The sequence below is a fragment of the Roseovarius sp. 217 genome (assembly GCF_000152845.1).
In the GTDB taxonomy this organism is placed as follows: Bacteria; Pseudomonadota; Alphaproteobacteria; order Rhodobacterales; family Rhodobacteraceae; genus Roseovarius.
Genome location: NZ_CH902584.1, coordinates 578,557 through 597,050, shown reverse-complemented (window position 1 = coordinate 597,050; position 18,494 = coordinate 578,557). Strand labels below are relative to the sequence as shown.

The window sequence follows — 18,494 nt, the reverse complement described above, 5'->3', positions numbered from 1 at the left end:
AAAACATTACTTTCTCGACGGAGACTTGAAATGGCAGCGATCAGAAAAGCCCTTCGCACCGTGCCCGCCTGTGCTCTCAGTCTGGCGCTTTTGACGTTCGCGGTCCCTGCCGCAGCCGATCATTCCGGTCACGACAAGACCGAAGACCAAAGCCACGATCACAGCGCGGTCAAAACCGAAGACCATTCGGCAGGTCACGACGATCACAGCGCGGGCCACGACGCGACAGCCGGTCACGACATGACAGCCGGCCACGACGCGATGGCAGGCCACGGCGACCACGACCATGCCGCAGAAGCGCACCGCATGCCCGACCATCTTGGCATGGACACTCAGAACAGCATCGGCATGGCGATGAGCATGGATGGGTTCCAGTACAAGCGCAGTCTTCAAGACTATCAGATGCCCGCCATCAACCTGCGCAATCAAAACGCCCAAAAGGTGAATTTTGCAGAGCTGATGGCGTTTGATGGCCCTGTCCTGCTCAACTTCATCTTCACCAGCTGCGCCACGATCTGCCCGGTGATGAGCGCAACCTTTGGTCAGACCCAAGAGGATCTCGTCGCCATCGACGAGAATTACCTCATGGTCTCGATCTCGATCGACCCGGAATACGATACGCCCACGCGCCTGCGCGACTATGCCGAATTGCACGCAGCCCGTGATAACTGGATCATGCTGACTGGCCAGTTCGACGATGTCTTTACCATCGTGCGCGCCTTTGATGCGATCTACAAAGGCGACAACAAGATGTATCATCGCCCTCTCACCTTTCTGCGCGCCAGCAAGGATGCGCGCTGGCTCCGGCTCGAGGGTCTCCTCGGCTCCGAGGAACTGGCTGAGGAATACAACAAACTGCTTCACCCCGAGGTGAACTGATGGGCTTGCATCTGCTTGTCTCCACTCTGCGCCGCCTTGGCCTCGCGTTTGCCCTTGTTGCCGTGCCGCTTTGGGCCGCCGCCGGGCAGGCGGGCGATGCAGACCTCGGTCGCAAACTCTATTGGGAGGGGATCGGCGCTGATGGCCAGCCGATCACCGGCGTGACCCAGGGCGATGTGAAAATCTCTGGCGCGCAATTCTCCTGCGTGAACTGCCACCGCCCCAGTGGGTTTGGCACCTCCGAAGGCGGTAATTACGTCCCCCCGATCATCGGCTCGGTGCTCTTTGACAAAAAGACGCCCAACCGCAATCGTATGTTCAAAGACCTCTACCAAGAGGTGCAGCCCGCCGGTTTCTGGGCACGGGTGCGCGCGCCCCGCATGCGCCCGGCCTATGATGATGAATCGCTGACGCGCGCGCTCAAGGATGGCGTGGATGCGGGCGGGCATGTGTTTGACCCGATCATGCCGCGCTATGATCTCACAGCGCAGGACGTGGCCAACCTGTCCGCCTTTATCAAGACGCTCTCGGTCGAGATTGACCCCGGCGTGACCGAGCGTGACATCCATTTCGCAACCATCATCGACCCCGGCGCTGATCCGGCGGCGGCGGATGCCATGATCCGCACGCTCGAACTGTTTTTCGAGTGGATGAACAAGGACACTGAGGGTGACACCCGCAACCCGACCTTTTCACCCAATTACCGCTCCAATTTCATCTCCGCCTATCGCTACTGGAACCTGCATGTCTGGCGGCTCGAAGGAGCGCCTGAAACATGGCGCGCCCAGCTCGAGGCGAAATATGCCGAGCAGCCGGTTTTCGCCACCGTCAGCGGATTGGTCGAAGGGCCTTGGGATGAAATCGGGGCCTTCTGCGACGCCAAACGCTTGCCGTGCATCTTTCCCAACACCGAATTGCCCACCCCCGGCGAGGGGCGCTATGGCTATTCGATGTTCTTCAACCGTGGCCTGCCGCTCGAGGCCGAGGCGCTGGCGCTTTACCTAGGCGATCAAGACACGTCCCCGTCTCGCGTCCTGCAACTCCACGGAGCCGGACCCCAAGGCACCCGTCCGGCAGAGGCCTTCACCAAGACGATGGCCATGGTGTTGCCCGACACGAAGGTTGAGACCCTGCCGTATGACGGGGCCGAGGGCCTGCGCACGGCACTTGCCGCAGCGGACTCTGACACACCCCTTGTGATCTGGCCGCAGGATGTGACAGAAGCCGTTGCCGTGATTGCCGCAAATCCGCCCGCCACGCCGCGATTCTTCCTTCCGTCTGCGGCCAAGGAACCGGCGCTTGCGGCATTCTCCCCGGCGCTGGTCGAGCAGGCGCGTCTTGTCTGGCCCTATGACAAGCCCGAGTCTTACCATCCGAACAAATACCGCATTCGCGGATGGATGCACACGCGGCGACTTAAGGTCAGCCACCCCCGCATCCAACTGCAAACATACTATGCACTGACCATGATTCAGTTTGGCCTGATGCATGCGATTGATGATTTCTATCGCGATTATGTGCTGGAAATCATCGAGCATGAGGCAGAGAATGAACTGAACCCCGGCACCCATCCCGAACTGGGATTGGGACCGGGACAGCGCTTTGCCTCCAAGGGTGCCTTCATCGCAGCATTAGTCCCAGAAGAGCGCGTTGGCTACCGCGTTGTCAGTGATTGGATCGTACCCTAGGTTTTGAGTAATGGGCCTTACGGTACGTAGCGGGCGGCAGGGTACCCTGTCGCCCGTGTCTTTTCAGATCAGCGACCAGATCCAGACAAGTCCCGCCGCACCCGCCAGATAGGCGCCAAAGGCAATCGCAAGATCGCCGTCCGGCCGTGCTCCGCGCCGGAGCGCCGTGATCCCTGCCACGGCCATTGCCAACACCGCTGCGACCAGGGTGACCACCGGAAGGGCCATCACCCCCAAACCCGCTCCGATCCCCGCCATCAGCTTGACATCACCCCATCCTAACCCTTCGCGCCCGCGCAGGGTCTGATACCCGATCCGCAGCGCCATAAACGTCCCCGCACCGACGGCTGCGCCGATCAACGCCCCCCAGAGATCGCGGCTGGGGTCTTCCCACGCGAGCAGTATCCCGATCAGAAAGAGCGGGCCGGTCAACCCATCCGGCAGCCGGAATGCGGCCAGATCACACAGAACCAACCCCATCAAAACCCAGAGCCAACCCGCCCCCAGCACCATATGCAGGGGCGATTCTGCGACCCAAACCGCCAGCACCGCCAGCGCCATGCCCCCCAATTCAGCGTAAAACAACCGCTTCGGAATTGCCGCGCCGCAGCTCCGACATTTTCCGCCCAACCAGAGCCAGGACAGCACCGGGGCCATGTCGCGCCAGCCAATTTGACCCGCACAGGACTGGCACCGCGATCTCGGTCCGACAATGCTCTCGCCACGCGGCAAGCGATCCGCCCAAGCTGCCAGAAATGATCCCACAGCCGCCCCGGTCGCGATCAGGAAAAAGGCCAATGAGGCGGTTCCAGACATAGGCATCTCCGATGCGGGAAAAACGGGGCCGGGGCCACGGCAGCGATTGTCAGATGGCTGCGCGTACTCTATCATTCACCCGGTAATCTATACGCATTTACGGACAGATTTTACCATGCAAATCAATATGTCACGCCGCTCGCCCCGTGCGTCCGCCGATGCCGGCTTTTCGCTGCTTGAACTGATGGTCGTGGTGGTCATCATGTCCATTCTGGCGCTCGTTGTGATGCCGCGTATCATCGACCGACCGGATCAGGCCCGTGCCGCGCGTGTGCAATCCGATCTCGCCGTTCTGGCGGGTGCGGTCAAGCTCTACAAGCTGGACAATTTCCGCTATCCGACCACCGAACAAGGCTTGCGCGCATTGGTCGAGGCCCCGACAGCCACCCCTGCGCCGCAGAATTACGCCGCCAATGGTTATATCGACCGACTGCCGCTGGACCCTTGGGGCAATGAATACCAGTATCTCCAACCGGGTGTGCATGACGAGTTTGACATCTTCACCCTCGGGGCCGATGGCGTCGCTGGCGGCGCGGGTGTCGATGCGGATATCGGGTCATGGGGCGAATAACGACCTCCTCTGGCGATGACGGATTCACCCTTCTGGAAATGGTTGTGGTCGTGGCGGTGATGGCCGTGCTTTCGGTTACGGCGACGTTTTCCATCACCGACCGCAGCCGTGGCGAAGGCGACGTGATCCGCTTTGCCGCAGCCTATGACCGCCTTCGCGATGCGGCCATCTTGGGGGCGGCTCCACAGGGCTTGATCCTCGTTCCTGACGGCTGGCAAATCCTGCGCCCACCAGCCCCGAATGCCCCCGAAGACGGCTGGCAACCTGTGGGCAGAGCGCAGAAATTTCGCGGCGAAGCCCGGTTTGAGGGGCCGAATGGCGCGATTCTGCCGCGCGAAGTGCCGCGCGCGCCAAAGCCCGATATCACCTTTCTCCCCGACGGTCAGGTCAGCCCCTTCGAGGTGACCTTCATCGGCAATGAGAGCCTCAGTCGCTGCCGCTCGGCGGGCGTCCTAGGTCTCGATTGTGAGGGGGCATGACCCGTCGCGACGATCACGGCAGCCGGGGCGTGACCCTTTTGGAACTGGTGATTGCGGTTTTCGTACTCTCCATCGGTACGATCGCTGCCCTGCGCAGCGCCGATCAAGCCGGGCGCGCCTTGGGCGGCGAGGCGGCGCGCGTCATGGCGCTTCAGGTGGCCTTGAACCGGGCCGAGGAATATCGCCTCTTGGGCGCACGGCAGGCCAAAACTTTGCCGCGCAGCGTCACCTTCGGACCCTATCCATGGCAGCTCGAGATCACCGAGGCTGTCACCCGCGCCGGTTTCACCGAGGCGACGATCCTCACCCGAGCCCCGGAACAGCCCGGCGCGCGCCTCGTCGTCATCGCGCAAACCGAGGTCGTGCAATGACGCGCACCGCCACAGACCGAGGCCTGACGCTGCTCGAATTGGTGGTGGTTCTCTCGATCTTTGCCCTTGTGGCGGTCATGGGGCTGCAAGCGCTGAGTGGCATGATGCGCGCCCGTGACCGGCTGACGGATGCCGATGAACAGGCCGCCGCCCTCGCACGCGGTCTTACCCTGTTGCGTGAGGATCTCAAATCCGCCGCGGTCCTGCCATTCTGGCCGCCCAACGCCCTGGACCCGGAACCTGCCTTTCTCGATCTGACCGGGCCTGCGGGCTGGTTTGCCCTTTCCACCGCCGGGCGCGCCGTCCTTCCCGAGGTGCAGGCAGCGGGGCAGGCGCGCGTCATCTGGCGGCACGACCGCGAGGCCAACCGCCTGACGCGCCAGATGTGGCCCGTGCTGCGCCCTGCCTCTGATCTCGCCCTTGCCCCGGAAACCACCGTGTTCGAGCGTGTTGCGGGCCTGCGCCTGCGCGCCTATGCCGGGACCGAAGAAGGCTGGGTTACCGATTGGGGCGTGCCTGATCTCATTCCCCGTCCGCCTCTGCCCAAAGCGATAGAAGTGGAAATTGAATCAATCGCTTATGGCCCCCTCCGCGTTGTGGTGGCCTATCCATGACTCAGGCCCTGCACCCCGATCGCGGCATCGCCCTTTTGAACGCGCTCATCATGGTGGCGGCGATTTCCGCCATTGCCACCGGCCTCATGCTGCGCGCTGAAACCAGCCGCAGTCGCGTTGAACACCTGCAAATCAGCCAGCAGGCGGCGCTGCATCTCGATGCCGCTGAATGGCTGATCGACCCGGTGCTGCGCGCCGATTGGGAACGGGATCAGAGTCTCGACCATCTGCTTGAAGGCTGGTCTCTGGCCGGGTTTCAGGCCGATATCGACCGGGCCCAGATGACCGGCACCATCACCGACTTGCAAGGCCGTTACAACGTCAACGCCCTCAGCGATTCCGCCGACCTCAATGCGGTGCAGTCCTTTGACCGGCTGCTCGCGACCCTTGGCCTGCCTTTGACCCTTGGCCGCGACATTGCTGGCTTTGTGCAGGCGCGCGGTCCTGCTCAAACCTCCGATTATGCCAACCGTCCGTTGCCTCTGCTCCCCGCTGGCGCGCCGCTCGACCGGATCGAGGACTTACGCCTCGTCAACGGCATGACCGCCGAGACCTATGCCCGCCTGCTGCCCTTTGTGGCGGCGCTGCCGCCCGGTGGCGGCCTCAATGTCAACACGGCCTCGCCCCAAGTTCTGGGCGCGATGCTGCCCGCCACCAACCCGGCGGGCGTGGCGCAGCTGATCGCAGACCGGGGCCGCAATCCCTTTGCGGACGCCGATGATTTCACCACGCGCGCCGAAGCTCTGCTGCATCCGCGCGTCATCACGCAGGCCCTCGCCCCCGAAGGCGGCTTTGTCACCGCAACGGATTGGTTCGAGGCGCGGTTTGACGTATTGCTTGACGGTCGCATCCAAAGCCGCATCCTCACCGTGGAACGCTCCACCCTTACCGGGGCCACCACCATCAGACATCGCCGGACTGTCACCCCATGAGCCTGACTCTCGCCCGAAAATCGCGCGGCCAATCAGCACCCTTGCCGGTCCATGACCTGACCGGCGATACGCCGCCGCCGCGCGCCCCCTTTGTCGCCTCAGTGCCGGGGGCAGCGGCCCCGTTGGTGCCGCTCAATCTGCCGGCCGCGCTCAAGGGACAGGCCCGCGACCGGGTCGCCCGGCGCCAGTTGCGCGATGCCTACGGCGGCACCGAGGCGGGGCTGGATATTCGTCCCGCGCGTCTTGGCTCAGCTCCTGATCTCTGGACGCGCCTCCTCATCACAGATGCGGGCGACCGGCGGGACTGGTTGCGCGCGCTTGGGGTCTTTGCCCCGCAGTGCCGCGCCGTGCTGCCTGATTTCCTCTGTCTGCCAGCCGCCCCGGACCTCTGGGTGATCGAGACCACCGCCACCGGCGTCATCGCCCGCCTTGGCCCCGAGGATGGCTTTGCCGCCGAGCCGGATCTGGCGCTTGCCCTTCTGCAAGAGGCCGCGCGCACCGGCATGCCGCGCGCCATCCTGCGCAATGGACCCGCGCGGGCGGAAATCGACACCTTTCTCACGGCGCAAAACCTGCCGATCTGTAGCGATCCGGCCGATTTGACCACGCATGGCGTGACTGCGCCCGCCCGCTTTGCCTATAACGAGCTTTCGCTCGATCTCGCCCGAGACCCCGGCGCCGAGCGCGCCGAGATGCGCGGCATCCTCAGCCGCTTGGGTCTGCCTTTTGCCCTTGCGGTGCTTGGCCTTGCCGGCTGGATTGCCGCAGCAATGATCGAAACCGGCACGCTCACCGCTCAGGGGCTCGCCTATCGCCAGAATGCCGAACGCATCTTGCGTCAGGTGATGATCCCAACCGGCCCAATCCTTGATATCCGCAGCCAGGTTGCGCAAACCATGGATCGCGCCCGCAACGCCAGATCAGAGGTTGAAACCGAGGCGCGACCGCTCGATGTCCTGCGCCGCGCCGGGGCGGTGCTGGGCAATCACGAAACCACCATCACCCGCGTCCGCTATCAACCCGGCGCGGGACTGGTCATCGACTTGCAAATCACCGATTTCGCAGCGCTCGACGCGCTCGTGGCTGATCTGCGCATGGCGGGCACAGAGGCCCGCGTCGCCCAATCCATCACCCGCGAGAATACCGGCGTCGACGCGGTGCTGGCCATGGCCGTGACCGAAAACGGAGCCGATCGATGAGCGCGCTTATGGACCGTTTGACCGGCTTTCTCCTGGGGCTCAGCCGTCGCGAGCGCTGGCTCGTGGCACTTCTGGGCCTCATTGCCCTGCCGCTTGCGGCGGTCTACGGCATCGCCCTTCCACTGGCGGACTCCCGTGAAACCGCCCGCGCCGCCGTGGCCGAGGCTCGCGCAACCGAGCTTTGGGTGGCCGATCAGGCTGTGCAATTCGCCACCTTGGCCCGTGACGCGGGAAATGGCCCCAAGGTGGCGCGCGCGACCACCCCCATCGGCATCAGCGGCATCGAGGCGAGCTTGCGCGATGCCGGCTTGCGCGAGGCGGCTAGCCAATTGGCCAATGCCGCCGACGGCGGCATCACCCTGCGCTTTGACGCCGTGCGCTTCACCCAACTGGCCGAATGGCTGACCAGCCAGAATGACATCTGGGGCTATGATTTGGCGGGCTTCACCTTTGAACGCGGCGCGCGCACCGATGTTGTGGCCGCCGACCTGCGTCTGGTGGCGGTGCAATGAGGCGCGCAGCCCTGATCCTTGTTGGCCTTTTGATGGGACTGACTTTGGCGGTCATGAGCGAGGGGCGTCTTGCCCACCTGCGCGCGCTGGCACCCGGCCTCGTGCCGGGTTGGCTGACCGGAGCCGAGGATCAATCCTCGCTCTGGCGCGGCCAGATGCGCGGGCTGCAACCGACCCTGTTGCCGGTCCCCGCCGATCTAACATGGCGCTTTGACCAGATTGACGGCCCCGGTGCGCGCTGGTCTGTCACCCTCTCAGGTCCGGGGCTGTCGGGGCAGGGCACTCTGGGCCTTCCATTGGCGCGCGACCGCGCCGACCTGCGCGCGGCCCGTCTGGAAATTCTGGTGGGGGATTGGCCCGCGTTGATCGACGGCTGGCCGCTCGGTGGGCTGGTGATGGCCCAGAGTCTCAGCGCGGATATGACCCTGCCGGGACGTGCCGTTCAGAGCGTCGATGCCGTGCTCGACTGGTCCGGTGCGCGGCTCGCAGGCGTGGACATCGGCCATGCCGAGGCGGTCCTGACCTCGGATGCGGGCACATGGCGCGCGCCCTTCGCACTCACCGGCGATGTGATCCGTGCCACCGGCACGCTCTCAGGGCGGTTCGGCGATCCCTTGGCGCAGCTTGACCTACGCATCGACCCTGTGGGCGAGGTGCCCGAGGCGTGGCAGCGCGCCTTGGATCAGACTGCGGTTGCGACAGATGAAGGCTGGCAGATTTCCCGCGACATTGACCTTGCCGCAGGCTGGCCGCTGTTTTAGCCCCCCGCGCCCAAACGCTTGAGGTCACGGGCAATATCGGCCCGACGGCTCGCCATCGCGCCCAGCGGATCGAGGCCATCATCAAGCGCCAGCATCTCTTTGAGCGCGGCATCGGCAGAGCGCAGTTTGGCAATCGCGCCCGCCCCACCGCGTCCCGCGCTGATATCCGCCAGCGCGCTTTCATGCTGCGCCGTGCCACTCACGGCAAGGGCCGCCGCGCGGTCCCTGCCCTTGGTGCTCGCCGCTAGACCGTTGGCAATCTGCGCCGCCTCGTCATAGCGTCCCGCCCGCAATAACGCATGCGCGTATTCCAGCCGCAGTCGCGGCTCCAACGGTCCGGCGTTTTGAATGAGAACCGCATAGCTGCGAATGGCACTGTCGTAGTTACCCTGCTCTAGCGCCTTGCGCGCTGAGCTGTAATTGCGTTGAAAATCCGCACCACTGCTGATCGTACCCGGCTCACAGGCAGCAAGTGCCGTGATAACTATTATAGAAAGCAATGGTTTAATTAAATTCGGCATGTTGTTATATGCTCCTGCCCCTTTGAAGGGAACCTACCATGCCCAGCCATGACCGAACCATGAAAATTCCACAAATTGCCTAAAAAAACACGCTTTGGGACATTCCTGCGTCAACCCGTCTTTCCAATGGAATCGCCGCATCATATCGGGTAGTATTTAAGGGTAGGTCCAAGCCGCCAGTCAGAGCAGCGCGTGGCCCGAGGCAGCCTTGAAGAGGCAGGAGATATCACCAAATGATGTTCCTGAATTATACACATGCATTTTCATAAACGTCTTGCCCTTCTGGTGATGCTCTGGTTGGCATGGCCCGGCCTTCTGGCTGCACAGGTCTCGCTTGATCTGCGCGACGCAAGCCTGCGGGATTTCGTCCAGATCGTGGCGCAATCGACCGGGCGCAATTTCATCCTGGACGAGCGCGTTCAGGGCAGCGTGACCGTGGTCGCCCCCAATCAGGTGTCCCCCTCAGCCATCTATGAAATTTTCCTCAACGTCCTTGAACTCAATCGTCTGACCATCGTCGAAGGCGCTGAGACCGACCGCATCGTTCCCATTGATCTCGCGCGCGAACTGGCGCCGGGTGACGCCCGCGCGCGTCTGGGGGGCGATTTTGAAACCCGCGTCTTTCCCGTCCGCAACAGCTCGGTCGATGAGATCGCAGAGGTCATTCGCCCGCTTTTGCCCGCCGAGGCGGTGCTTTCGACCGTCCCGGAATCCGGCCTGATGATCCTGTCCGACCGGCGCGAGAATTTCCAGCGCATCGTGCAGCTTGTCGACCGGCTCGACACGCCCAGCCGCAACTCCATCGAAACGATCCCCCTCCGCAACGGCAAAGCCGCCGAGATGCTGAGCGTGATCACGGCTCTTGCCATAACGCCACAAGGCTCCAGCCTCTCCGCCGATCCGCGTTCAAATGCGCTCATCGTGTCCGGAACGCCGGAATTTCGCGACCGCGTCCGCGACGTGGTGTCCGAGCTTGACAGACCGCAACGCAGCATTGCCACCGAGGTTGTGCATCTCAACTACGCCAATGCCACCGATCTTGCCGATGTCATCCGCCAGAGTTTTGGTGCGCCCGAAGCGTCGACCGAGGGGGCCGCACCCACGGCTGTCCCCGGCGGCATCACCATCGTCGCCGAAGAGCAGCAGAACGCGCTTATCATCACCGCGCCGACTGACCGGATTGCCTCTATCACCGGGGCTGTGCGCGGTCTCGACCAACGCCCCGACCAAGTGCTGATCGAGGCGGTGATCTTTGAACTGTCGGTCGAGAGTTTCTCCGATCTTTCCTTTCAATTCGGCGGCGTGATCGATGGGGCGACCGTGGGCGGTGTCGAATTCGCGCTTCAGGGGCGTCCCACCCTCACCAGCCTTGTCAGCACGGTTTTGGCGGGCAATGCGCCCACCGGCGGCGGCACGGGCGGCTCCATTGCGGCTTTCGACAAAAGCGGCATCGGCGGGTTTCTTGCGGCGCTCGCCTCCAAAAGCTCGACCAAATTGCTTTCGACTCCCTCGATCCTCACCCTCAACAACCGTGAGGCGGAGATCGTCGTGGCGCAGAACGTGCCCTTTGTGACCGGCAGCTTTTCCACCGTCGGCGACAGCGCCGTGCCCAACCAACCCTTTCAGACCATCCAACGTCAGGATGTGGGCCTGACCCTCACGGTCACGCCACAGATTACGCGCGACAAGACCGTGCGTTTGGAGATTAACCAAGAGGTATCCAACCTCACCAACGCCGCTTCTGCGGCGGGCGGCGAGATCACCTCGAAGCGAGAGCTTTCGACCAATGTGCTGGTGCGCGACGGGCATGTGATCATGTTGGGCGGCTTGCTGGAAAATGGCTCGGGCTCGGTCAATCAGCGCGTGCCGGGCCTGAGCGAACTGCCGCTTTTGGGGCGGCTGTTCAAGGGGCGTTCGGTTAACGAGAACCAGCGTATTCTACTGGTGATGCTGCGCCCGCGCATCCTGTCCAGCGATGAAGAGGCCCGCGAACTGACCAAGCGTCTGGCGCGCGAGGCCAAGCGCGCCGCTGATTACATCGCCCCCGCTGATGATGGCACCTATCCGCGCGTCCCGGATTCGAGCTTTCCGTTTGATGGCGCCAATCTCAACCAGCCCTTCGATGCCGATTTCATCGACAGCGCGGCTCAAACCCGGCGTTTCCCCCCCCTGCCATCGGCCCTGACATTCGCGGATAGATAGAGCATGACCGCGCCGCTCCTGCCCTTCACCCTTGCCCGTGATCAACAGATTCTGGTCGAGGGGGGCCGGCTCCTGATCGGTCCCGGCGCAACCGCGCTCGGCCTGCGCGAGGCCCGCCGCCGCGCGGGCCAACCGCTTGTGACAGAGCCGCTTTCGGCCGAGGCGTTTCAGGCCCGTCTGGCCGTGCTCTATCAGGACGGCACCAGTTCTGAGACCGGCACCGACGATCTTGCCTTCGATCTCGAAGAGGGGGCAGGCGGTGGGCGCGGCCCGCGCGACCTGCTTGAGGACGGCGAAGAAGCGCCGGTCATCCAGCTTGTGAACCAGCTCTTGCGCCGCGCCGTGCGCGCCGGGGCCTCTGACCTGCATGTCGAGCCGCATGAAACCGGGTTGCGCGCCCGGATGCGTGTGGATGGCATGTTGCAATCCGTGCTCGACCGTCAGGATCTGCCGGTGCGCCGTGTGGTCTCAAGGCTCAAGGTCATGGCAGGACTGGATATTTCCGAAACCCGCCTGCCGCAGGACGGCCATATCTCGCTCCGCTTGGGCGGGCGCGCCATCGACGTGCGCGTCTCGACCCTGCCCGGAAACTACGGCGAACGGGTCGTGATGCGGGTGCTTGACCGCTCTGCTGGCCTCATGCCGCTCGATCAGCTTGGCCTGCGCGCCGATCAGATCGAGGTGCTCGAGCGCATGGCCGCGCGACCCAATGGCATCATCCTCGCCACCGGCCCCACCGGCTCGGGCAAGACCACGACGCTCTATTCCCTCCTGCAACTCGCCAATGACGAGATCCGCAATATCCTCACCGCCGAGGACCCGATCGAATACGACCTCCCCGGCATCAGCCAGAGCCAGATCAACGCCGAGATTGGCATGACCTTTGCCGCCGGTCTGCGCGCCGCCCTGCGCCAAGACCCCGACATCATCCTCGTGGGCGAGATCCGCGATCAGGAAACCGCCAGCGTCGCGGCACAGGCCTCACTCACCGGGCATCTGGTGTTCTCCTCGCTGCATGCCAATGGCTCTGTCGGCGCGGTGGTGCGGCTGCGCGATCTGGGGCTTGACGATTTCCTCATCGCCGCCACCCTGCGCGGTGTAATCGCCCAACGCCTCTTGCGCCAGCTTTGCACAACCTGCCGTCGCGCCGCGCCGCCCACACCGGACGAGGCCGCGCATTTCAAGACCGCCGGCATCACGATCCCCGCGATGATCCACCATCCCACCGGCTGCCCCACCTGCAACGGCACCGGCTACGCCGGCCGCGTCGGCGTGTTTGAGATCCTCGAAGTGTCCGAAACCCTGCGCGCCGCCATCGACAAGGGCCAGTCCGAAACGGAGATGAAGCGCGTGGCGCTTGCCCCGGATCAGACTCTTTTTGGCCAATCCCTGCATCAGGTCTCGGTCGGCAGAACCAGCCTCGCCGAGGCGTTGCGCGTGGTGGGCGACGCGCTGTGAGGGCCTTTGCCTACACCGCGTTCAACGCCGACGGTCAGCGCAAGCGTGGCACTCTGGTGGCCGAGAGCGAGGCACAGGCCGCCGACATCCTGCGCGGTCAGGGCCTCTTTGCCGAGGATATCACCGCCAAACGGCAGGGCGGCGGGCTGACGCTTGCGCGCAGCCGCCGCACCCGGCTCAACGCCGATATGCGCGCGGTCTTCACCCGGCAGATGGCCGTGCTCCTGTCCTCTGACCTCTCCGCCGAAATGGCGCTGGAAACCATCCGCTCCTCCGGCACCTCGCCGGTGATCGAGGCAGCGGCAGCCGAGGCCAAGGCGGCGCTGATGGACGGCCAGCCGCTCTCGGTCTCGCTCGACAAGGCCAACGCGGGCTTTCCCCGTTTCTACATCGCAGCGGTGCGCGCGGGCGAAACCTCGGGCGATGTGGCGGTGGTGTTCGAAGGCTTGGCCGACTATCTCGAAACGGTCGGTGCCGACCGCGCACAACTCGCCACGGCGCTGATTTACCCGGCCTTTGTCGCCGCCGTGTCGCTCTTGGTCTGCGGCATCCTGATGGTCAACGTCGCCCCCGAGATTGCCGCGATGTTTGCCGTTTCAGGCCGTGAATTGCCGCCGCTGACACAGGTCGTCATGGCGATCAGCGACTGGATTCAGGCGCATTGGATTGCTCTTGTCATCGGCATTGCCGCCAGCATTCTGGGCCTCGTCTTTGCCCTGCGCGTGCCCTCCGTGCGCGACCGTTGGCATGGGATTGCCCTCTCGCTGCCGGTTATTGGCCGCCTTCTACGCCTCTCGGCGGCGGCGCAATACCTCCGCACGCTGGCGCTGGTGATCTCCAGCCGCCAGACCGTCGTCGATGCCGTGACCTCTGCCAGCGATGTGCTGGTGATCCGCCGTTTCCGCGTCGAAGCGCTTGATCTGGCCGAGGCGGTGCGTTCGGGCGAGAGCCTCAGCCAGGGCCTCACCCGCATGAGCCTCATTCCCCCCGTCTGCCGCCAACTCATTGACGCAGGCGAGAAATCCGCCCGCCTGGGCCGCATGACCGAACGCGCGGCGGTGCTGGTGGAGACCTGGCTCACCAATGAACGCAAGCGCGTCTCGGCGCTCATTGACCCGCTTCTGATGATGGTCGTCGGCGCGCTCGTGCTGGTGATCGTGCTGGCGATCCTCTTGCCGATCTTTGACCTGCAGGCGACGGTCGGCTAAGCCATACGGCTGGGCAGGAGGGCGCGGGTTCTGGCCTGAAGCGGACATTGGCCCTGTGCGATGAGCCGTGCGATCGCTAGGCCGCGGGACGGCCCAGCGATCGCGCGGCGCCCTTCGGGCTTGAGTCCGCGCGTAAGCGCACGGGGCCAACGCCCCCTTCAGGCCAATCGCAACGCTCCCCCAGTCTACCCCACGCGATACGGCAGCACGCCGCGTTCGTCTGGTGTCACCTGTAACCGCCGCTCCAGCGGCGGGACCGAGCGTTGATGACACTCCGCCCGCTCGCAGATCCGGCACGAAATGCCGATCGGCTCGAAGGCCCGCGCATGGCTCACATCCAGATCGTCCGCATAAACCAGATCGCCCGCGTGTTTCACCTCGCAGCCAAGGCTGATCGCAAACCGTCGCACTGGCGCGCCGAAACTGCCCCCAGGTTTGCTCACGTCACGTGCGAGGCTGATATAGCGCACCCCATCTGGCGTTTCGGCCAATTGCCGCAGAAACCGTCCCGGCGTCTCAAACGCGCGATGCACATTCCAGAGCGGGCAGGCCCCGCCAAATCGCGCGAATTGCAATCGCGTCGCCGAATGTCGTTTGGTGATTGTTCCGGCCTGGTCGACCCGCACGAAAAAGAACGGAATCCCCTTGGCCCCTGGACGTTGCAGAGTCGAGAGCCGATGACAAACCTGCTCGATTGACGCGCCGAACCGATTGGCCAGCACCTCCAGATCGTGCCGCACCTCCTGCGCTGCGGACAGAAACCGGCCATAGGGCATCACGGCTGCCCCGGCGAAGTAATTCGCCAACCCGATCTTGGCAATCGAGCGCGCAGCCTCGGATTGAAACCGCGCAAAATCCAGAGTGGCTTCGAGAAGTTGGTCTTGCGTCACAAGGGCCAATTGCAACAAGAGTTGAAACCGGCGGCTCTCTGGCGCCGCGCGGGACGACAGCGTGAGAATCCCGGCATCGCGGTCGTAATGCCGCAACTGCGCTGTATCGGCCTCGACCACCGTGATCCCTAGCCCCGCCAGCCGTGCCGCAGCCAATTCGGAAATCCCCTGCCGCGCACCGCCCTCGGCAAAGCGTTCGGCGGCATGATCCACCGCATCTATGTAATTGTCGCAGTAATGAAAGAAATCGCGGACTTCGTCCCAGGGGCTCGATTGGCTGCGCGCATCCTCGCGCCCCAAGGCCTCGTCGAGCGAGGCCAGCCGCTCGTGGGTTTGACGATAGGCGCTGTGCAATTCCAGAAACGCCCGCGCCAGCGCCGGGGCGTTCGACGCCGTCAGCCGCAGATCGGCCAAGGGCGGTGGATCGTCGCCAAACACCGGATCGGCCAGCGCCTCGCGCATGTCGCTCACCATCCGCTCGGCATCGCCCGTGCTCAACTCCGTCACGTCGAAACCGAATTCCTGCGCCAGCGCCAGAACCACCGTCGTGCTCAGGGGACGATTGTTGTTCTCCATCTGGTTGAGATAAGGCAGCGACACGCCCAGTTTGCCCGCGAAATCCTTTTGCGTCAGGCCCAGCCGCTGCCGCGTCTCGCGCAGCTTGGCCCCGGCATAGAGTTTCTGCGTCGCCATTGCTCGATCCCACCCGCTTTGCAGTTTCGCATATGGCAATGAGTATCTTTGCAAATACATGCAGGCAAGCCCTTGCCGCGCGCGCCCCCATAGACAGCGCGGCCACAACCGCCAAGCTGACACGCAGAGTCATCGCCATCAGGAGCGCGCGCAGATGCCAGACCCGGCGATCCTTATTGAATGGGCCGGCTTTGCCGCCCGTTGGCTGCATGTCATCACGGCAATGGCGTGGATTGGCACGTCGTTCTACTTCATTGCGCTCGATCTTGGTCTGCGCCGCGCCCCGGATTTGCCAAATGGCGCACAGGGCGAGGAATGGCAGGTGCATGGCGGCGGCTTTTACCATATCCGCAAATATCTCGTGGCACCGCCGCAGATGCCCGACCACCTCACCTGGTTCAAATGGGAGAGTTACGCCACCTGGCTCTCGGGGGCGGTCCTCCTCATGCTGGTCTATTGGGTTGGTGCAAAGCTCTCCTTGCTCGCCCCCGACGGTCCGCTCAGTGCGGGGCAGGGCATCGCCCTCTCGGCGGCGTCGCTGGGTGTCGGCTGGCTGATCTATGACCGGCTTTGCAAATCCGGGCTTGCCGCGCGCCCCACCCGGCTCATGCTGCTTCTTTTCGGACTGCGCACCGGCATGGGGTGGGCCTAGACGCAGGTTTTCACCGGGCGCGCGATGATGTTGCATTTGGCGGCCTTAACCGCCACGATCATGACCGCCAATGTGTTCCTCATCATCATGCCAAATCAGCGCATCGTGGTGGCCGACCGGCGCGCCGGGCGCAGGCCCGAGGCGCGCTCTGGACAAATCACCAAGCTGCGCTCGACCCATAACACTTACCTTCCCCTGCCTGTCATCTTTCTGATGCTCTCCAACCATTACCCGCTCGCCTTTGCCACGCCGGACAACTGGCTCATCGCGGCCCTTGTCTTTCTGATGGGCGTTACCATCCGGCATTTCTTCAACACGCTGCACGCCCGGCGTGGCCACCCTTGGTGGACATGGGGCATGACCGCGCTGATCGTCGCCACCATCGTCTGGCTGTCCGCGCTCGGCGGCCCAACGGTGCCGGCAACCAGTCCCGAGACCACCCGCCTCAGCCCCGCCCAATTCCGCCTGACCGAGGCCCCCGGCTTTGACCCGGTGCAAGAGATCGTGGCCCTGCGCTGCGCCATGTGCCACGCGGCCGAACCGCTCTGGCCCGGCATGATCCACGCGCCCAAGGGCGTAATTCTCGAAACGCCCGTCGACCTCGCCCGGCAGGCTCGCGCCCTTTACCTGCATGCAGGACACACCCAGGCTATGCCGCCCGCCAATCTCACTGCGATGGACCTGGCAGAGCGCGCCACCCTCATCGCTTGGGACCGGGCGGGTCGTGCCGTGCCCTAGTCTCATAGCGTGCCGAATCGAGCCCCGCCTTCAACCAGCTTATTTCCCGCAGTCGCGCCTGCGTCATCAACTCGTGGTGTTCCATGCGCGCCTGATCCGCCTTCTCCAAGGCCTCGAGATCGCTGACCGAGACAATGCCCGCCACCCGCACCCCGTTGCGCAGCACCATCACCCGTCGTCCGCCCGCCGCCAGATGATCCACAACCCGCCGCAGACGAACCCGCACCCGGTGAATCGGCATCTCGTCATACATTGCCCGCCTCATGCCTTGCCCGATGAGACGAACCTGACAGACGCCGGTTAAGAAATCGTTGCCCCGACCGAGCGGTCGGGACAAAACCGATCCGAGACCTTACAAAATCACCTCTAGAACCTTACAAAGGTTACAACCGATCTCAGCCCGGAGCGCACCGCATGAAAATCGCCACCGCCGCCTATCCGCTCGACGCACTCACCTCTTGGGCCGAGTATCGCCGCAAACTCACCGATTGGGTGGCCGAGGCGGCCCGGCAGGGGGCGGATCTTGCCGTCTTTCCTGAATATGGCTCGATGGAATTGGCCATGCTCGCTGGCACTGAGGCCGCAGGCGATCTGGAACGCTCTTTGCACGCCGTTTCTGACGTTATATCAGAGGTTTACGATCTGCACGCGGAGCTTGCAACCAAGCATGGCCTACACATTTTGGGCGCTTCAGCCCCCGTGTTCGACCCGGATTTAGGAGCACGCCCAGTAAATCGCGCCATGCTCTTTACCCCCACCGGCGCCCGCGCCGCACAGGACAAACAGATCATGACCCGGTTCGAGCGCGAGGAATGGCATGTTGCGCCCGGCGGCCCGCTGCGCCTGTTTGATACAAGCCTCGGCAAGATCGGTATCCTGATCTGTTACGATAGCGAATTTCCTTTGCTGGGCAAGGCCTTGGCCGATGCCGACCTGATCCTCGTGCCCTCCTGCACAGAGGCGCTGACTGGCTATTCCCGCGTCCGGATCGGTGCCATGGCCCGCGCCCTCGAGATGCAATGCGTAACCGTCATGGCCTCGACCGTAGGCACAGCGGATTGGTCTCCGGCAGTGGACACCAATTGTGGTATGGGTGGCGTCTTTGGCCCTCCAGATACAGGGTTTCCGCCCACGGGGGTCATTGCCGAGGGCACGCTCAACCGCCCCGGCTGGACCTATGCCGAGGTCGATCTGGACCGCATCGCCCATGTCCGCGCCGACGGGGTCGTCCTCAACCGCCGCCATTGGGACGATCAACAGGGGCGCGACGTCACGGTCACATCTGAACGTCTGCGGTGATTAGACCCTTG

General features: G+C 63.9%; 18 protein-coding genes and 1 pseudogene. 15 read left to right on the top strand and 4 right to left on the bottom strand.

The features are described 5' to 3' along the window. Positions 1–30: 30 nt before the first annotated feature. A complete protein-coding gene (locus tag ROS217_RS23085) occupies positions 31–879 on the top strand; it encodes an SCO family protein (protein ID WP_009816136.1) in 849 nt (282 codons plus the stop codon). Further along, complete coding sequence (locus ROS217_RS02800; protein ID WP_009816135.1) at positions 879–2,567, top strand: c-type cytochrome; 1,689 nt, start codon at positions 879–881, stop codon at positions 2,565–2,567. Before ROS217_RS23085 ends, ROS217_RS02800 begins: the two co-directional genes overlap by 1 nt. A 63-nt stretch (positions 2,568–2,630) precedes the next feature. Here the strand turns inward: ROS217_RS02800 and ROS217_RS02795 are convergent, their stop codons facing one another. Beyond that, on the bottom strand, positions 2,631–3,383 hold the full coding sequence (locus tag ROS217_RS02795; RefSeq protein WP_009816134.1) for a prepilin peptidase: 753 nt from the start codon (positions 3,381–3,383) through the stop codon (positions 2,631–2,633). Between the two features lie 115 nt (positions 3,384–3,498). On the opposite strand from ROS217_RS02795, the gene gspG reads away from it, so the two are divergent. Genes gspG through ROS217_RS02755 form a run of 8 tightly spaced genes read left to right on the top strand, consistent with a single transcriptional unit; the run spans position 3,499 to position 8,822 of the window. Beyond that, complete coding sequence (gene gspG / locus ROS217_RS02790) at positions 3,499–3,954, top strand: type II secretion system major pseudopilin GspG (RefSeq protein ID WP_009816133.1); 456 nt, start codon at positions 3,499–3,501, stop codon at positions 3,952–3,954. Further along, complete coding sequence (locus ROS217_RS02785; protein WP_009816132.1) at positions 3,942–4,433, top strand: GspH/FimT family pseudopilin; 492 nt, start codon at positions 3,942–3,944, stop codon at positions 4,431–4,433. Before gspG ends, ROS217_RS02785 begins: the two co-directional genes overlap by 13 nt. Further along, the gene (locus ROS217_RS02780) at positions 4,430–4,804 is read left to right on the top strand and encodes a type IV pilus modification PilV family protein (protein WP_009816131.1); all 375 of its coding nucleotides are present in this window, start codon (positions 4,430–4,432) and stop codon (positions 4,802–4,804) included. Before ROS217_RS02785 ends, ROS217_RS02780 begins: the two co-directional genes overlap by 4 nt. After that, entirely contained in the window at positions 4,801–5,418 is a 618-nt protein-coding gene (locus ROS217_RS02775) for a type II secretion system protein GspJ (RefSeq protein ID WP_009816130.1), read from the top strand. The genes ROS217_RS02780 and ROS217_RS02775 overlap by 4 nt, the downstream gene beginning before the upstream one ends. Then, positions 5,415–6,350: a type II secretion system minor pseudopilin GspK gene (gene gspK / locus ROS217_RS02770; RefSeq protein ID WP_009816129.1), complete on the top strand. Its 936-nt coding sequence runs from the start codon at positions 5,415–5,417 to the stop codon at positions 6,348–6,350. The genes ROS217_RS02775 and gspK overlap by 4 nt, the downstream gene beginning before the upstream one ends. Next, positions 6,347–7,549, top strand: a complete 1,203-nt coding sequence (gene gspL, locus ROS217_RS02765) for a type II secretion system protein GspL (RefSeq protein ID WP_009816128.1) — start codon at positions 6,347–6,349, stop codon at positions 7,547–7,549. The genes gspK and gspL overlap by 4 nt, the downstream gene beginning before the upstream one ends. Beyond that, entirely contained in the window at positions 7,546–8,061 is a 516-nt protein-coding gene (gene gspM, locus ROS217_RS02760; RefSeq protein WP_009816127.1) for a type II secretion system protein GspM, read from the top strand. The genes gspL and gspM overlap by 4 nt, the downstream gene beginning before the upstream one ends. Then, positions 8,058–8,822 carry a hypothetical protein gene (locus tag ROS217_RS02755; RefSeq protein ID WP_009816126.1) on the top strand — a complete coding sequence of 255 codons (765 nt, stop codon included), beginning with the start codon at positions 8,058–8,060 and terminating at the stop codon, positions 8,820–8,822. The genes gspM and ROS217_RS02755 overlap by 4 nt, the downstream gene beginning before the upstream one ends. Here the strand turns inward: ROS217_RS02755 and ROS217_RS02750 are convergent. Then, positions 8,819–9,343, bottom strand: a complete 525-nt coding sequence (locus ROS217_RS02750; protein ID WP_157046521.1) for a tetratricopeptide repeat protein — start codon at positions 9,341–9,343, stop codon at positions 8,819–8,821. The genes ROS217_RS02755 and ROS217_RS02750 overlap by 4 nt on opposite strands. Positions 9,344–9,598: 255 nt before the next feature. Between ROS217_RS02750 and gspD the strand changes: the two genes are divergently transcribed. The 3 genes from gspD to ROS217_RS02735 are packed head-to-tail and all read left to right on the top strand — an operon-like array spanning position 9,599 to position 14,211. Then, positions 9,599–11,545: a type II secretion system secretin GspD gene (gene gspD, locus ROS217_RS02745; RefSeq protein WP_009816124.1), complete on the top strand. Its 1,947-nt coding sequence runs from the start codon at positions 9,599–9,601 to the stop codon at positions 11,543–11,545. Between the two features lie 3 nt (positions 11,546–11,548). Then, on the top strand, positions 11,549–13,003 hold the full coding sequence (locus ROS217_RS02740; RefSeq protein WP_009816123.1) for a GspE/PulE family protein: 1,455 nt from the start codon (positions 11,549–11,551) through the stop codon (positions 13,001–13,003). Further along, on the top strand, positions 13,000–14,211 hold the full coding sequence (locus ROS217_RS02735) for a type II secretion system F family protein (RefSeq protein ID WP_009816122.1): 1,212 nt from the start codon (positions 13,000–13,002) through the stop codon (positions 14,209–14,211). The genes ROS217_RS02740 and ROS217_RS02735 overlap by 4 nt, the downstream gene beginning before the upstream one ends. A gap of 185 nt (positions 14,212–14,396) precedes the next feature. Here ROS217_RS02735 and ROS217_RS02730 read toward each other — a convergent pair whose 3' ends face one another. Then, positions 14,397–15,794 carry a helix-turn-helix domain-containing protein gene (locus ROS217_RS02730; protein ID WP_009816121.1) on the bottom strand — a complete coding sequence of 466 codons (1,398 nt, stop codon included), beginning with the start codon at positions 15,792–15,794 and terminating at the stop codon, positions 14,397–14,399. Between the two features lie 154 nt (positions 15,795–15,948). On the opposite strand from ROS217_RS02730, the pseudogene ROS217_RS02725 reads away from it, so the two are divergent. Further along, a pseudogene (locus tag ROS217_RS02725) lies at positions 15,949–17,184 on the top strand (urate hydroxylase PuuD). Here the strand turns inward: ROS217_RS02725 and ROS217_RS02720 are convergent. Next, positions 17,147–17,437 (bottom strand): type II toxin-antitoxin system Phd/YefM family antitoxin, encoded by a 291-nt coding sequence (locus tag ROS217_RS02720; protein WP_009816118.1) that lies wholly within the window; start codon positions 17,435–17,437, stop codon positions 17,147–17,149. The pseudogene ROS217_RS02725 and the gene ROS217_RS02720 sit on opposite strands and share 38 nt — an antisense overlap. Positions 17,438–17,598: 161 nt before the next feature. Between ROS217_RS02720 and ROS217_RS02715 the strand changes: the two genes are divergently transcribed. Then, on the top strand, positions 17,599–18,483 hold the full coding sequence (locus ROS217_RS02715; protein WP_009816117.1) for a carbon-nitrogen hydrolase family protein: 885 nt from the start codon (positions 17,599–17,601) through the stop codon (positions 18,481–18,483). The last annotated feature ends 11 nt before the right edge of the window (positions 18,484–18,494 follow it).

What these genes read in the sequence shown, in the direction of transcription:
- ROS217_RS02795 (WP_009816134.1), bottom strand. Translation starts at nt 3,383, where the DNA reads ATGTCTGGAACCGCCTCATTGGCCTTTTTCCTGATCGCGACCGGGGCG.
- ROS217_RS02715 (WP_009816117.1), top strand. Translation starts at nt 17,599, where the DNA reads ATGAAAATCGCCACCGCCGCCTATCCGCTCGACGCACTCACCTCTTGG.
- ROS217_RS02800 (WP_009816135.1), top strand. Translation starts at nt 879, where the DNA reads ATGGGCTTGCATCTGCTTGTCTCCACTCTGCGCCGCCTTGGCCTCGCG.
- ROS217_RS02740 (WP_009816123.1), top strand. Translation starts at nt 11,549, where the DNA reads ATGACCGCGCCGCTCCTGCCCTTCACCCTTGCCCGTGATCAACAGATT.
- gspL (WP_009816128.1), top strand. Translation starts at nt 6,347, where the DNA reads ATGAGCCTGACTCTCGCCCGAAAATCGCGCGGCCAATCAGCACCCTTG.
- gspG (WP_009816133.1), top strand. Translation starts at nt 3,499, where the DNA reads ATGCAAATCAATATGTCACGCCGCTCGCCCCGTGCGTCCGCCGATGCC.
- ROS217_RS02755 (WP_009816126.1), top strand. Translation starts at nt 8,058, where the DNA reads ATGAGGCGCGCAGCCCTGATCCTTGTTGGCCTTTTGATGGGACTGACT.
- ROS217_RS02775 (WP_009816130.1), top strand. Translation starts at nt 4,801, where the DNA reads ATGACGCGCACCGCCACAGACCGAGGCCTGACGCTGCTCGAATTGGTG.
- ROS217_RS02720 (WP_009816118.1), bottom strand. Translation starts at nt 17,437, where the DNA reads ATGTATGACGAGATGCCGATTCACCGGGTGCGGGTTCGTCTGCGGCGG.
- gspD (WP_009816124.1), top strand. Translation starts at nt 9,599, where the DNA reads ATGCATTTTCATAAACGTCTTGCCCTTCTGGTGATGCTCTGGTTGGCA.
- ROS217_RS02730 (WP_009816121.1), bottom strand. Translation starts at nt 15,794, where the DNA reads ATGGCGACGCAGAAACTCTATGCCGGGGCCAAGCTGCGCGAGACGCGG.
- ROS217_RS23085 (WP_009816136.1), top strand. Translation starts at nt 31, where the DNA reads ATGGCAGCGATCAGAAAAGCCCTTCGCACCGTGCCCGCCTGTGCTCTC.
- ROS217_RS02785 (WP_009816132.1), top strand. Translation starts at nt 3,942, where the DNA reads ATGGGGCGAATAACGACCTCCTCTGGCGATGACGGATTCACCCTTCTG.
- ROS217_RS02780 (WP_009816131.1), top strand. Translation starts at nt 4,430, where the DNA reads ATGACCCGTCGCGACGATCACGGCAGCCGGGGCGTGACCCTTTTGGAA.
- gspM (WP_009816127.1), top strand. Translation starts at nt 7,546, where the DNA reads ATGAGCGCGCTTATGGACCGTTTGACCGGCTTTCTCCTGGGGCTCAGC.
- ROS217_RS02750 (WP_157046521.1), bottom strand. Translation starts at nt 9,343, where the DNA reads ATGCCGAATTTAATTAAACCATTGCTTTCTATAATAGTTATCACGGCA.
- gspK (WP_009816129.1), top strand. Translation starts at nt 5,415, where the DNA reads ATGACTCAGGCCCTGCACCCCGATCGCGGCATCGCCCTTTTGAACGCG.